This window comes from Pseudarthrobacter sp. J1738 (assembly GCF_050490315.1).
Taxonomy (GTDB): Bacteria; Actinomycetota; Actinomycetes; order Actinomycetales; family Micrococcaceae; genus JBNPEO01.
The window spans coordinates 55,657-67,439 of record NZ_JBNPEO010000013.1; the positions used below are offsets into that span (position 1 = coordinate 55,657).

General features: G+C 58.9%; 14 protein-coding genes. 11 read left to right on the top strand and 3 right to left on the bottom strand.

Annotated features, from left to right (window positions below; genetic code table 11):
• Nucleotides 1-2: 2 nt before the first annotated feature.
• From ACQR35_RS13345 to ACQR35_RS13380, 8 genes are all read left to right on the top strand, one after another.
• The gene (locus tag ACQR35_RS13345; RefSeq protein ID WP_430270331.1) at nt 3-1,088 is read left to right on the top strand and encodes a FecCD family ABC transporter permease; all 1,086 of its coding nucleotides are present in this window, start codon (nt 3-5) and stop codon (nt 1,086-1,088) included.
• Entirely contained in the window at nt 1,085-2,122 is a 1,038-nt protein-coding gene (locus ACQR35_RS13350; RefSeq protein ID WP_430270332.1) for a FecCD family ABC transporter permease, read from the top strand. The genes ACQR35_RS13345 and ACQR35_RS13350 overlap by 4 nt, the downstream gene beginning before the upstream one ends.
• Nucleotides 2,122-2,964 carry an ABC transporter ATP-binding protein gene (locus ACQR35_RS13355; protein ID WP_430268646.1) on the top strand — a complete coding sequence of 281 codons (843 nt, stop codon included), beginning with the start codon at nt 2,122-2,124 and terminating at the stop codon, nt 2,962-2,964. Before ACQR35_RS13350 ends, ACQR35_RS13355 begins: the two co-directional genes overlap by 1 nt.
• The gene (locus ACQR35_RS13360) at nt 2,961-4,025 is read left to right on the top strand and encodes a siderophore-interacting protein (protein ID WP_430270333.1); all 1,065 of its coding nucleotides are present in this window, start codon (nt 2,961-2,963) and stop codon (nt 4,023-4,025) included. Before ACQR35_RS13355 ends, ACQR35_RS13360 begins: the two co-directional genes overlap by 4 nt.
• Nucleotides 4,026-4,111: 86 nt before the next feature.
• Nucleotides 4,112-4,987, top strand: coding sequence for an SGNH/GDSL hydrolase family protein (locus ACQR35_RS13365; RefSeq protein WP_430268644.1), 876 nt, complete (start codon nt 4,112-4,114; stop codon nt 4,985-4,987).
• Nucleotides 4,988-5,022: 35 nt separating this feature from the next.
• The gene (locus ACQR35_RS13370) at nt 5,023-5,814 is read left to right on the top strand and encodes an SGNH/GDSL hydrolase family protein (protein ID WP_430270335.1); all 792 of its coding nucleotides are present in this window, start codon (nt 5,023-5,025) and stop codon (nt 5,812-5,814) included.
• Between the two features lie 31 nt (nt 5,815-5,845).
• The gene (locus ACQR35_RS13375; RefSeq protein WP_430268643.1) at nt 5,846-6,334 is read left to right on the top strand and encodes a MarR family winged helix-turn-helix transcriptional regulator; all 489 of its coding nucleotides are present in this window, start codon (nt 5,846-5,848) and stop codon (nt 6,332-6,334) included.
• 78 nt (nt 6,335-6,412) lie between these two features.
• On the top strand, nt 6,413-7,234 hold the full coding sequence (locus ACQR35_RS13380; RefSeq protein ID WP_430270336.1) for an SGNH/GDSL hydrolase family protein: 822 nt from the start codon (nt 6,413-6,415) through the stop codon (nt 7,232-7,234).
• Nucleotides 7,235-7,262: 28 nt separating this feature from the next.
• On the opposite strand, the gene ACQR35_RS13385 is transcribed toward ACQR35_RS13380, so the two are convergent.
• The 3 genes from ACQR35_RS13385 to ACQR35_RS13395 are packed head-to-tail and all read right to left on the bottom strand — an operon-like array spanning nt 7,263 to nt 10,060.
• Nucleotides 7,263-8,111, bottom strand: a complete 849-nt coding sequence (locus ACQR35_RS13385) for an FAD:protein FMN transferase (protein WP_430268642.1) — start codon at nt 8,109-8,111, stop codon at nt 7,263-7,265.
• Nucleotides 8,112-8,114: 3 nt separating this feature from the next.
• Nucleotides 8,115-8,657 (bottom strand): FMN-binding protein, encoded by a 543-nt coding sequence (locus ACQR35_RS13390; protein WP_430268641.1) that lies wholly within the window; start codon nt 8,655-8,657, stop codon nt 8,115-8,117.
• Complete coding sequence (locus ACQR35_RS13395) at nt 8,654-10,060, bottom strand: ferredoxin reductase family protein (RefSeq protein ID WP_430268640.1); 1,407 nt, start codon at nt 10,058-10,060, stop codon at nt 8,654-8,656. Before ACQR35_RS13395 ends, ACQR35_RS13390 begins: the two co-directional genes overlap by 4 nt.
• A 448-nt stretch (nt 10,061-10,508) precedes the next feature.
• On the opposite strand from ACQR35_RS13395, the gene rpmB reads away from it, so the two are divergent.
• The 3 genes from rpmB to rpsN are packed head-to-tail and all read left to right on the top strand — an operon-like array spanning nt 10,509 to nt 11,223.
• On the top strand, nt 10,509-10,745 hold the full coding sequence (gene rpmB / locus ACQR35_RS13400) for a 50S ribosomal protein L28 (RefSeq protein ID WP_026556179.1): 237 nt from the start codon (nt 10,509-10,511) through the stop codon (nt 10,743-10,745).
• On the top strand, nt 10,745-10,912 hold the full coding sequence (rpmG, locus tag ACQR35_RS13405) for a 50S ribosomal protein L33 (protein ID WP_003798558.1): 168 nt from the start codon (nt 10,745-10,747) through the stop codon (nt 10,910-10,912). Before rpmB ends, rpmG begins: the two co-directional genes overlap by 1 nt.
• A gap of 5 nt (nt 10,913-10,917) precedes the next feature.
• Nucleotides 10,918-11,223, top strand: coding sequence for a 30S ribosomal protein S14 (gene rpsN, locus ACQR35_RS13410; protein ID WP_430268639.1), 306 nt, complete (start codon nt 10,918-10,920; stop codon nt 11,221-11,223).
• Nucleotides 11,224-11,783 lie beyond the last annotated feature (560 nt).

Sequence of the window (11,783 nt, forward strand, 5' to 3'; positions counted from 1 at the left end):
CAGTGAAAAACAGTACGACGGCGGTACTCGCGAATACGCAGCTCAGTGCACCCGCCATTGGGGTGCCAGAGACGCGTGCTTCAGGTTCTCGCGCTTTTGGTAACCGGCCCGCGTGGCTGGCTACCGCCGTCGTACTGCTTTTTCTGATTTCCCTCGCCTCACTTGCAGTGGGCGCCCGTGCTCTGAGTTTTGAGACAGTTGTTGCGGCGCTGACGCGTTTTGACCCTTCCAATGGTGATCACGCGGTGGTTATTGCCCGCATTCCACGGACAGTTCTGGGGCTGCTGGCCGGTGCGGCGCTGGGCCTGTCTGGTGCTGCGATGCAAGGTGTGGCACGGAACCCCTTGGCTGATCCGGGCATCATGGGGGTCAATGCTGGCGCTGCGATCGCCGTGGTGAGTGGCATTTATCTGTTCGGGATCACGGCGCTGAATGGGTACATCTGGTTCGCGTTCATCGGCGCTGCAGTGGCCGCCACCGTGGTGTATCTCGTGGCATCAATCGGGCAAGACGGTCCAACGCCGGTCAAACTCGCGCTGGCTGGTGCTGCTCTCAGTGCAGGGCTGTATTCGTTGATGAATGTCATATTGGTCTCAAGTCAAGACACTTTGGACCGCTTCCGCTTCTGGCAAGTGGGTAGCGTTGCGGGGCGTGACTGGGCAGTGATTTTGCCTGCCGTCCCCTTCCTTATTTTGGGTGCCGTGATTCTTCTGTGCACCGGCCGGATTCTCAACAGCCTGGCCCTCGGGGATGATGTTTCCCGTGGTTTGGGTCAGCGTGTTGGTCTAGTTCGCGGGGTGGCCGCCTTGGGTGTTGTCCTTTTGTGCGGTGGAGCCACGGCGATTGCTGGCCCTATTGGTTTTGTGGGTTTGGTGATTCCGCATGCTGTCCGGAGCGTTACCGGCCCGGATTACCGCTGGATTCTGCCGTTTTCTATGGTTTTGGCGCCGGTGCTTTTGGTGGGTGCGGACATTATTGGCCGGGTGGTTTTATTGCCCGCAGAAGTTCCGGCCGGTATTCTCACGGCGATCATCGGGGCGCCAGTGTTTGTGGCCCTGGTTCGCCGGAGTAAAGGAACCGGGCTGTGAAAACCCGTGCCTCGGTAGCTGTTCTCGCGGGGCTGTTGCTGGTTCTTTTTGCCGTGTACGTCCTGCTGGGAAGCTACACCGTGACCATCCCAGACTTCGTCAAAATTGTTGCAGCACGGCTCACCGGAGGAGACCCCATCCCGGGCGCAAGCTTCATCGTGATGGAAAACAAACTCCCGCGCGCCGTGCTGGGCACCATGGTTGGTTTGGCATTCGGACTCTCCGGCGCGCTCTTCCAAACCATGCTCCGCAACCCGCTCGCGAGCCCCGACGTTATAGGCATCAGCAGCGGTGCAAGCGCTGCGGCAGTGGTGGCAATCGTGATCTTTGGGCTCTCCGGCGCCGGGGTTGCTCTCTTCGCTCTGCTGGGTGCCCTAGCCGTCGCGGTTTTGATTTACTCGATCGCCGGCGGCAAGCGCGGCAAGCGCAGTGGAAGCAGCAGTGCCAGCGGCGTGAGCACCAAGTTCATTCTGGGCGGTGTGGGTGTGGCGGCGGCAATGCAAGCTGTGGTCAATTTCCTGATGACCAGAGCTGACGTCCGCACCGCCTCCGAAGTACTGATTTGGCTCAACGGTTCGCTTAATTCTTCCTCGTGGGAGCGGATTAGCATCTTGGGAATCGCCCTGATTATTCTGCTTCCCGCTGCCGCCATCCTTGCTAAACCGCTGCGTATGTTGGAACTTGGCGATGACGCCGCCGCGGCACTGGGCGTCCGGGTTCCGGCGAGCCGATTCGCTGTGGTGATTACCGCCGTCGGACTTGCCGCTGTGGCCACCGCCGCCACCGGACCGGTGTCCTTTGTAGCGTTCCTCGCCGGGCCTATCGCGCGGCGCATCACCGGGAGTAACTCCCTAGCAGCCGCGGCCCTGACCGGCGCGCTGCTAGTTCTGGCGGCAGATTTCTTTGCCTACAACATTGCCCCGTTACTGCTTCACGGCACCGCATTACCAGTAGGCGTAGTGACCGGCGCGCTCGGTGCACCCTTCCTCCTGTGGCTCCTAGCCGCCCCGCAGCTGAAACGAAAGGACGCATGATGGCTCAGCTTTCGGCCTCCAACATCACCCTTCAATACGACGCGCGGAAGGTGGTGGACTCGCTTTCACTGCAGATCCCGGACGGCAAAGTCACCATGATCGTCGGCGCCAATGCTTGCGGAAAATCGACCCTTTTGCGTGGACTTTCACGGCTGCTGAGGCCCGCCGGTGGGGCCGTGACTTTGGATGGGAAAAGCATCCACTCGCGCCCGGCCAAAGAAGTGGCGCGGACTCTAGGTCTTCTCCCGCAGCACCCCTTGGCGCCTGAGGGAATCACGGTTCGGGAGTTGGTCAGCCGGGGCCGTTACCCGCACCAAGGTTTCTTCCGCAACGCCTCAGAGTACGACGACGCGGCGGTGCGCCGGGCGTTGGAACTGACGGATTCGTTAGAGCTGGCTGAGCGGAATGTTGATGAACTCTCCGGCGGTCAGCGTCAACGCGTCTGGATTGCCATGGCCTTGGCTCAAGAAACTGAGGTCCTGTTACTTGATGAGCCCACTACCTACTTGGATTTGGCGCATCAAGTGGAGGTTTTGGATCTTGTGACTGAACTGAACCAGAGCCGCGGCACCACGGTGGTGATTGTGCTTCACGATCTGAACCTTGCCGCGCGATACGCGGACCACATGATTGCGCTCAAAGGAGGCGCGATTGTTGCCGAGGGGCGGCCAAATGACGTGGTGACTGAGCACATGGTTTCGAACGTATTTGGCCTGCAATCGCGCGTGATCCCGGACCCGGTTTCTGGAACACCGTTGATCATCCCGATTGGCCGCCACAATGTTGGCCCGCGCCTGGCAGCCGATTCCTTGAACGTCGCGGAACTGGAGTACACAGCATGAGCACCGATACGCAGAAAACCACCATCGCCGCCGTCGAACCTATGGTCCTGGCCTTTAATGTCACAGTCTCAGCCATTCAAAAGGTGGGGGCAAACTTCCTGCGCATCACTTTTGGTGGCTACGAACTCCGCGACTTTGGCGTTCACGGACCGTGCCTTGATCTGCGGATCAAGTTGATCATTCCCAGCAAAACGCCCAGCGGTGGCCGGGCGCCGCTGCCGTCGTTTAATACCGCCGAACTCAACACTGCGAACGCCAGCTGGTATCAACAGTGGTTGGCCATGGACCCGGAAATACGTGGGGATATGCGCACCTACACGGTCCGCGAAGCCCGGCTAGACGGCGTGTACCCCGAAATTGATGTGGACTTTGTGATTCACGTTGACGCTGAAGGGCATTCCGGGCCGGCAGCAGCGTGGGCGCTCGAGGCCCAACCGGGTGATCGGATGGTCATTATTGGTCCCAACAATCACGCAGCGCACTGTATTACTGCCGAGACGTATAGCGGCATCGAATTCCGCCCCGGAATGGCCCAGCGCGTTCTTCTTGCCGGGGATGAAACAGCCGTGCCAGCCATCAGTGCCATCCTCGAATCCCTCCCTGCTCACATTCAGGGCGAAGCGTTCCTTGAAGTTCCCGAAGCCGCAGATTTCCAAGACATCAGTACTCAGGCGGCTGTTCAGATCACATGGCTGGCCCGTGGTGCGGCGCTTGGCCGTTCGCGCCCGCACGGAGAACTACTCCAAGAAGCTGTGCGCTCGGCAATTCAGTTGCCAGGCTGGGTGGCGCTCAAGGAAGCCCACGCAGCCGGCCCGGAGCCCGAGGACGTCAACGTAGATCAAGACATTCTGTGGGAAACACCTCAACGACTCAACGCCGCCACAGTTCAGAGCTCACGCAACCCGAACGTTCCCTCCGGTGCGCTTCCGTTTTACGCATGGCTCGCTGGAGAGGCCGGGGTCATCAAGGAACTGCGGCGGTACTTGGTGCGTGACGTTGGTATAGATAGGAAGCAAGTGGCGTTTATGGGCTACTGGCGGGCGGGTAAAGCCGAACTTTAGTTCCGGCCCTCCGGCCCCGGGCGGCGGGCACCGCCTGTTAATCTCGCCTTTTCCTACCCGTTGTGTGGGCGGGTTAGCGTGGCCGTGTGCGGGAAGTTTTGAGTGGCGACCAGCAGGGACGACGGCGGTATGTCGCCATCGGTGATTCGTTCACGGAGGGTGTGGGGGACCATAGCCCGATTTTGCCCAACGGGGTGCGTGGTTGGGCGGATCGCGTTGCTGAACGTTTGGCCAAGGCGGAACCGGGCTGGGAGTACGCCAACCTTGCGGTCCGGAGCAAACGTTTGCGCCACATCATTGATGAGCAACTTGAGCCAGCGCTCGCCATGAACCCCACGCTTATCACGCTGTACGCCGGTGGGAATGACATCCTGGATTTCGGCACGGACATGGAAGACTTGCTGGCTGATTACGAGTCCATGATTGCCAAATTGGCAGCTTCCGGGGCTCATCTGGTGTTGTTCACCGGCTATGACGTGAAGGTTTCCCCGGTCCTTGAACCGCTCAAAAAGCGCAACACTCTTTACAACCAGCGGGTCCGCGATCTGGCCTACAAGTACAAGGCCACGCTGGTGGACTATTGGTGCTTCGATGCCTATTACGATCGCCGAATGTGGGACACGGACCGGCTCCACATGTCCAAGGCCGGGCACAAATATCTTGCCGCGCAGGTGCTGAACCATTTGGGTGTTAAGCACAAGATCAAACTCAAGGATTGGGATCCGGCCCCACGCCGAACCCTGCGCGAGTGGGAAGTTGCTCAGCGTCGTTGGGTTCACGACTGGGTGCTGCCCTTGTTCCGCCGCAAAATTCAGGGCGTCACGCTGGGGGACTCACTCGCCCCACGATGGCCTGAGCCGGTAAAGGTACCTCGCAAAGGTGGACTGCGCCGGCTTGTTGAAGACCGATTAGCTCAAGAGGACACTTTGTCCGGCACCGTGAGAGAAGGTCAGCGATCGTGACAGTAGGCAGCCAAGTACCCATCCGATTTGTGGCCATGGGTGATTCCTTCACGGAAGGTTTGGGGGACCGGGACCTGCGCTTACCTAACAACGTGCGCGGATGGGCGGACCGAGTGGCTGAGGAGCTGGCCCGCCATGATCCGGCTACGCGCTACGCTAATTTGGCCATCCGTGGCCGGCGGTTGGACCCCATTATTCAGGAGCAGCTGGAGCCCGCCCTGGCCATGGAGCCGAATCTGGTGAGCTTTTACGCCGGTGGCAATGACTTGTTGATGACGCGTTTGGATTTGCCGCGTTTGCTGGACCGTTTTGAGTCCGCAGTGGCACGAATCAGTGCCACTGGCGCGCGGGTGTTGCTGTTTACCGGATACAACGTTCCGCTGTCGCCGCTGCTTGAACCGCTCACGTTCCGCAACGCGATTTACAACCGCCGAATCCGCCATGTTGCCGAGGAATACGGCGCCGAGTTGGTGGATTATTGGTGTTTTGAAAAGTTCCAAGACCGCCGGATGTGGTCAAACGACCGGCTGCACATGGCCACTCTGGGGCACGTATATATGGCCAAAAAGGTCCTCGAGGTTTTGGGGGCCCCGCATTCGATTCCGTCTCCTCACCTTCCGCCATTGGCTGCGCGCACGGCGAGGGAAATAGTGAACGACGACGTCACTTGGCTCCGGCGCGACTTCACACCATGGTTGGGGCGAAGGTTCCGCGGGGCCAGTAGTGGTGACGGGTTCAGCGCACGTTGGCCCGAGTTGTTGCCCGTGGTTCTTCCTGAACTGTTGGGAGCGAATCGGGCGGCTCGGCGGGAGGAGCAATTGGCGTAATACTAAGGGTGGTTCGGCTTAAGATGTAGCTATGACTGAACCGCGCTGGTTGAATGCTGACGAACGCCGGGCCTGGTTGGCGGTGTTGAGCATCACCACATTGCTCCCTGCCACGCTGGATACACAACTCCAGAACGCTCGGAAACTTTCCCTTTTTGACTACAACGTTCTTGCGATGCTCTCTGAAGCTCCCGGGCAGTACTTGCCCATGAGCGAGTTGGCCGCCAGAACTAGCGCATCGTTGTCCCGGCTCTCCCACGTTGTTACCAAGTTGCAGACTCGTGGCTGGGTAGAGCGCCAACCGCACCCCAGCGATGCACGCGTGACCACAGCACATCTCACTGAAGAAGGCTTTGCCACGCTGGTGGAGCTTGCTCCGGGGCACGTTGCTACGGTGCGGGGCCTGTTGTTGGACGGCTTGGACGCGGATGACGTGTCCGATCTAGCCCGTATTGGGGACAAAATTGTGGCCGCACTGGATGCGGATCATTGGATTCTGCGCGACCCTAGCTCGGCGTAGTCCTCGCCGCGGCAGCGGCCAAGCTGCTGCAGGAACACCGGACCGCACTAATACACAGCAGTGGACGTCGAAATCAGTATGGAGTACCAAGTGACACCTGAGTCAGTAGAGCAGTTCAGCACGCGATATGTAGCTCTAGGGGATTCGTTCACCGAAGGCTTGGGGGACCCAGATGAGCAGCGCCCCAATGGTGTGCGTGGTTGGGCGGATCGTGTGGCAGAGCAGCTGGCGCTCGCAGATTCATGCCTCGGTTACGCGAACTTGGCCATCCGTGGCAAAAAGCTGCGCCAAGTTTTAGCCGAGCAGTTGGATGTTGCGCTTGGCCTTGAGCCCACTGTTGTAACGCTCTATGCCGGTGCCAATGACATTCTCCGGCCCAGCGTGGACATCGACGCTTTGATGCTCGAATACAACAAGGCTGTTGCCGCATTGCGTAGCCAAGGTGCCTCAGTTTTGGTGTTTACCGGCTTTGACTCCGGTGCCTCCAAAGTTTTTGGTGCCACCCGCGGACGCACCGCAATTTATAACGAATTTGTGCGTGGAATCGCTGCTGATCACGGCGCAACGGTGGTTGACTACTGGCGTTTTGCCGAATACCAGGACTGGCGTTTGTGGGGCGAAGACCGGATGCACATGTCCACTCCCGGCCACATCAACATGGCTCGCCGGGTGTTGTCCGTCATGGGTCACGATCTGCCCGAGGACTCCGGTGTTGAGGTTCCTGAGCTACCTGAACTACCTCAGCTGAGTGTGGCCGAGCAATTGCGTGCTAACGCTAAGTGGGCCAAAGAATTCGCGGCCCCGTGGGTGGTTAGACGTGTGACCGGCCGTTCTTCAGGCGATGGGTTGAGCCCTAAGTATGCGGATCTTGTCTCGGCGCTTGAGCTCGGCTCTCTCTAGGGCACCAAAGAGCTGGCGGTGGCCCTGATTAGGCTCTGAAACCCGGAGTCGCAAGGATTTGGCCGTCGCGCTGAATCGCCAAAATGTCTACGTCCCACGTGTCAGCTGCGTGCCGGAGAGACGCATGCCCGCCGGCAACCACCGCCGTGGCCAGCACGTCTGCGGTGATGATGTCCGCAGCCGCAACGGAAACCTGAACAAACTCTTGAGAACCCTCCCGCGGTTTCGGCGCTTCCCAATGGTCGTGGACTTGCGAGTAGTCCCAGCGCTGCCAGATATGGTCGCCGCGTTCGGCCGAACCAGAAGTTGCCAGGGCGGCTGTCCGTCCCGGGCTCAGCGGATGGGCGGCGATCAGGGCGCCGGGATTGGCAGGATCAACAATCCCTGCCTGCCACACCTCGTTTCTACGCGGTTCAGGAGAACCGGACACCAGCACATCACCACCGGCATTGAGGCACCAATCCACCACCCCTAGCGCATGCAGGCTCTGGGCTGCGCTGCTAATCGCATAAGCCTTCACCACCCCACTGAGGTCCACAACGCCGTCGTTCCTTACCGGGTCAAACGCGCCATTGGTGCGGTTTCGCCAGTCGATAGCCGCAGCATACTGCTCGCGCATCACCGCGGAAGCGTTGGTCAGGTGCAGTTCTCCGCGAGCCAGCTGCGACGCCTCGGAATCAGGACGGTAGAGACTAAAGCGTTCGTCAATCTCGTCAAAAACCTGTTCGACGACGGCGGTTGCGGCTTCGAGTTCATCGGCGGCTTGCTCGGCACTGATGTGGGGACGCGGTGGTGCGCTGAGACTGATCACCGTGCCCATGCATTGGAAGGTCCGGCTGCGGAAGGAATCAGCAGTTTTGGCTGGGGTGTAGTTCATGGCCTAGAAGTGGGCTTCGTCGAGGGCGGCCTGCAGGGACGTTAGGTAGGCGTCGGAGGTGATCGTGGCTCCGCCGATTGTCTGAACGTTCGCTGACTGGGCTTGGAGGACTTCGCTGCGCAGCATCGGAGCGGCCTGGTTGCTGATTTGGACTGAGCGCATCTCGGCGTCGGTCAATTGCAGGGCAGTGACATCGGTGATTTTCCCGGAGGCCACCGTGACCTGAACCTGAACTGTGCCAAAGCGCGTCTGAACGGCTGTGCCTTGGAAGGTGCCGTCAGTACTTGATGCGCTGGCTGTTGCTGATGGTGTTGTTGCTGTGTCTGACGGGGTGGTGGCCGTGCTCGATCCACTGCTGGTGGATCCCGTACTGGGGGTGGTTTCAGTGGTGGATTCAGGTGTTGTTACTCCCGTGGCATTGGGGCTAAGCCCTGTAGCGAGGGATGTGGTGTGTTGGGCGGCAACGGCTTGATTGCCCAGTTGCCAGCCACCGAAGAGTACGATCGCCGAAGCGATGGCGGAAGAGACTTTCGCTCGGGTATTCACCAGTCGAACCTTTCAAAGTGAATTTGGTCTTCTGAAACGCCAGCGGCAGTTGCCTCGGCGATCACTGCTTCGGCCCAGCGGTTGGGCCCGCAAATGTAGACGTCCGAATCGGCTAGGTCGGGGGCGTAATCGGACAGCCCGTAGCCGGCGTTGGCAGCTTCGGCCGGCAGCCATTCTTTGCCCGGTGCGTGGGAACGCTTACCGGTCAGGTGGAACACTCTGGCGTCCCGGCGTCGGGCTAGTTCGAGGATTTCGTCGCTGAGGTACAGGCCGGACTGGTCTGTGGCACGCAGCAGAACGGTGGCCCCACCGCGTGGGAATGGTGTTGATTCCAGGAGTGCGCGGAGCGGTGTGATTCCAATACCAGCGCCGATCAGTACAACTCTTTCTTGGGTCCGTGCTGCTGTTCCAAACATTCCGTAGGGTCCTTCCACCGCAACTTTCGTCCCGGGTTTTAGTGAGGCAAGGCGGGCACTGCCGGCACCTAGGTTGCGTACTGTGATCCGCAAGTGGTTAGCGGCTGGCTCCGCGGAGAGGCTGTACGGGTGGGCTTGCAAAAACATTCCAGGGGTCAAAAAGCGCCAGATAAAGAACCTGCCACCATTGCCGGCGAGTTCGTTGAGGTGCTGTCCGCCCAGGATGACGTTGACAGCGTCCAAGCCTTGGGGCTCTACGGCTACCACTGTGAGTTGGTGACGCAAGCTGGCGCGGATGGGGATGATCACCCGGAAAATCAGGAGTGCCACGGCAGTAGCTACGTAGAGGAAAACCCAGTACCAGCGCTGCCAAGTGCCTTCGGCGAACACGGCGCCAACACTGAATTCGTGGGGGATAGCGGTGGCAACTGCTGCGTAGCTTAGGAGGTGGATAGCGTGCCAAAACTCGTAAGGGAAACGTTTCCGCACGGCAACGAGGGACGTAACCACCACCAGAATGAACAGTGCTACGGACAAGAAGGCCAGCCACATATCCGGCACTTGCACCCAGAGGGAGACTGCTTCGCTAATCGGGTTGATGCCTTCTGCCATTCCATAGGAAGTGGACAAAAGAAGTCCGTGACCTAGTAAGAGGTAGAGCGCAGGCTTGCCGAGTTTGCGGTGTAACGCCATGGCTTTGTCGTGGCCCATGGTCCGGTCCAGGACGGGGATTCGGGCCGCCAAAATCAGCATCAGCACTACTAGATCGGTGCCGATGAGGCCTGTCACAATTCCAGCAGCCGTCAGGGCGTTGGCCACGGAATTCACCTTGGACAGTCCGCCGTCGGCCAGCCACAGCGCCACTGAGAACGCGATAGAGGCCCAGCCGGCCACGATGATCGCGTCGCGGCTTAAGAGACGACGCCGGAGTCTGGACTGAAGTGCGGGTGCTGGCGCCGTGATGGCATCTAGTGAGTGTGTGGTCATGAAATAAGGATCGGACGCCCAGCTATCATTCAGCTGTGAAACGGCTTGGGCTCGCGTGTGAAGTTCAGCGGGTGTGCTAGGGGTGATTGGTCTTAATCCGCGTGTATCGGTAGACTTGACAGGCGCAAGGTGGCGCGGAGTGTGTTTGATTGCTCCGGTTATTGGAGTTTGCAGGTTTCCTGCGGCATCAAGAAGCCGGTAGTTAGGGGCTCAAGTTGAGCACATTCCCGTATTTGCCCGGCATCCCAGACCTCTTAAATCTCCCAAGGTTCTAGAAATCTGTGGCCCATAGTCTCCGCCGCAACGAGGAGCTTTGACCGTTCTATCGGTTCTCAAAAAGTTTGCGGAAAACATCGGAATGACTCTGGGGCCGTTGGTGAACGCTAGCAAGCGCGCGGAGGGCAGCAGCCTGTTCTCCGTTACCCATTATTTTTTCGAGGAGAGTCAAATGGCAGCACATTGCCAAGTGACCGGAGCCGAGCCGGGCTTTGGACACAGCATTTCGCACTCGCACCGACGTAACAAGCGTCGGTTCGATCCGAACATTCAGAAGAAGCGCTACTGGGTTCCTTCCCTGCGCCGCAACGTGACGCTGCAGGTTTCTGCACGCGGCATCAAGACCATCGACGTACGCGGTATTGACGCTGTCGTTGCTCAGATCCTGGCTCGAGGTGTAAAGCTCTAATGGCAAAGGATAAGGACGTACGTCCCATCATTAAGCTGAAGTCCACCGCGGGCACCGGTTACACCTACGTAACCCGCAAAAACCGTCGTAACGACCCAGACCGTTTGGTTCTGAAGAAGTACGATCCCAAGATCCGCCAGCACGTTGAATTCCGAGAGGAGCGCTAAACCACATGGCTAAGAAGTCCAAGATTGCTCGTAACGAGCAGCGCAAAGTCATTGTCGAGCGCTACGCTGCAAAGCGCCTCGAACTGAAGAAGACCCTGGTTAACCCGAACGCTACCGACGAGGCACGCGAAGAGGCTCGCTTGGGCCTGCAGAAGCTGCCTCGCAACGCGTCACCGGTACGTCTGCGTAACCGCGACATCATCGATGGCCGCCCGCGCGGTACCTTCCAGAAGTTCGGTATCTCCCGTGTTCGCTTCCGCGACATGGCTCACCGTGGCGAACTTCCGGGTATCACCAAGTCCTCTTGGTAATTCCGTAGTTTAGAAAAGGCCGGCAACCAATTGGTTGCCGGCCTTTTTTGTACCCACTGTTGTATTGATATTCATCGTTGAGATTCATCATTTCGCTGGAAAATATTGCTAGTTCCCAGCGTTTGCGGGGCCAAATGCCATTGTGATGTAGCTAACGCGCTTTTGGTTTGTGTTGGGTGTTGGTGGGGTGTATTGTTTTTTGAGTCGCCGCGAGGGGAACAGCGTTGAGCTGGGACCGCGGGTGGCCACCCCCCTTTCTTTTAGGCCATGGTTTGGTCGTCTTTTTGGGCGTCTGAGTGTGGTTGTGGGTTGTGTTTGCTGCTGGTGTGAGTCCTGGAATATGGATTTGCGGTTTGGTGGTGAATCGGGTAAGTTTGAAAAGTTGCTCCGGAGCGAGTTCTGATCCTGTTGAGGGGTTGGGGTGGTGCCGGTAGTGCCTGTTGTTTGAGAACTCAATAGTGTGCCAAGTTTATTGATACCGATTGTTTTTTGATTGGTTGATTTTGCCAGGCTGTGCGCACCCCGTGTGTGTGGTCTGGTTTTCAGCTGGTTTCGAATTT

Excerpts from the sequence above, each read along its gene's own strand:
- ACQR35_RS13355 (WP_430268646.1), top strand. The coding sequence starts at position 2,122 with ATGGCTCAGCTTTCGGCCTCCAACATCACCCTTCAATACGACGCGCGG.
- ACQR35_RS13380 (WP_430270336.1), top strand. The coding sequence starts at position 6,413 with ATGGAGTACCAAGTGACACCTGAGTCAGTAGAGCAGTTCAGCACGCGA.
- rpsN (WP_430268639.1), top strand. The coding sequence starts at position 10,918 with ATGGCTAAGAAGTCCAAGATTGCTCGTAACGAGCAGCGCAAAGTCATT.
- ACQR35_RS13395 (WP_430268640.1), bottom strand. The coding sequence starts at position 10,060 with ATGACCACACACTCACTAGATGCCATCACGGCGCCAGCACCCGCACTT.
- ACQR35_RS13385 (WP_430268642.1), bottom strand. The coding sequence starts at position 8,111 with ATGAACTACACCCCAGCCAAAACTGCTGATTCCTTCCGCAGCCGGACC.
- rpmG (WP_003798558.1), top strand. The coding sequence starts at position 10,745 with ATGGCAAAGGATAAGGACGTACGTCCCATCATTAAGCTGAAGTCCACC.
- ACQR35_RS13360 (WP_430270333.1), top strand. The coding sequence starts at position 2,961 with ATGAGCACCGATACGCAGAAAACCACCATCGCCGCCGTCGAACCTATG.
- rpmB (WP_026556179.1), top strand. The coding sequence starts at position 10,509 with ATGGCAGCACATTGCCAAGTGACCGGAGCCGAGCCGGGCTTTGGACAC.
- ACQR35_RS13375 (WP_430268643.1), top strand. The coding sequence starts at position 5,846 with ATGACTGAACCGCGCTGGTTGAATGCTGACGAACGCCGGGCCTGGTTG.
- ACQR35_RS13370 (WP_430270335.1), top strand. The coding sequence starts at position 5,023 with ATGGGTGATTCCTTCACGGAAGGTTTGGGGGACCGGGACCTGCGCTTA.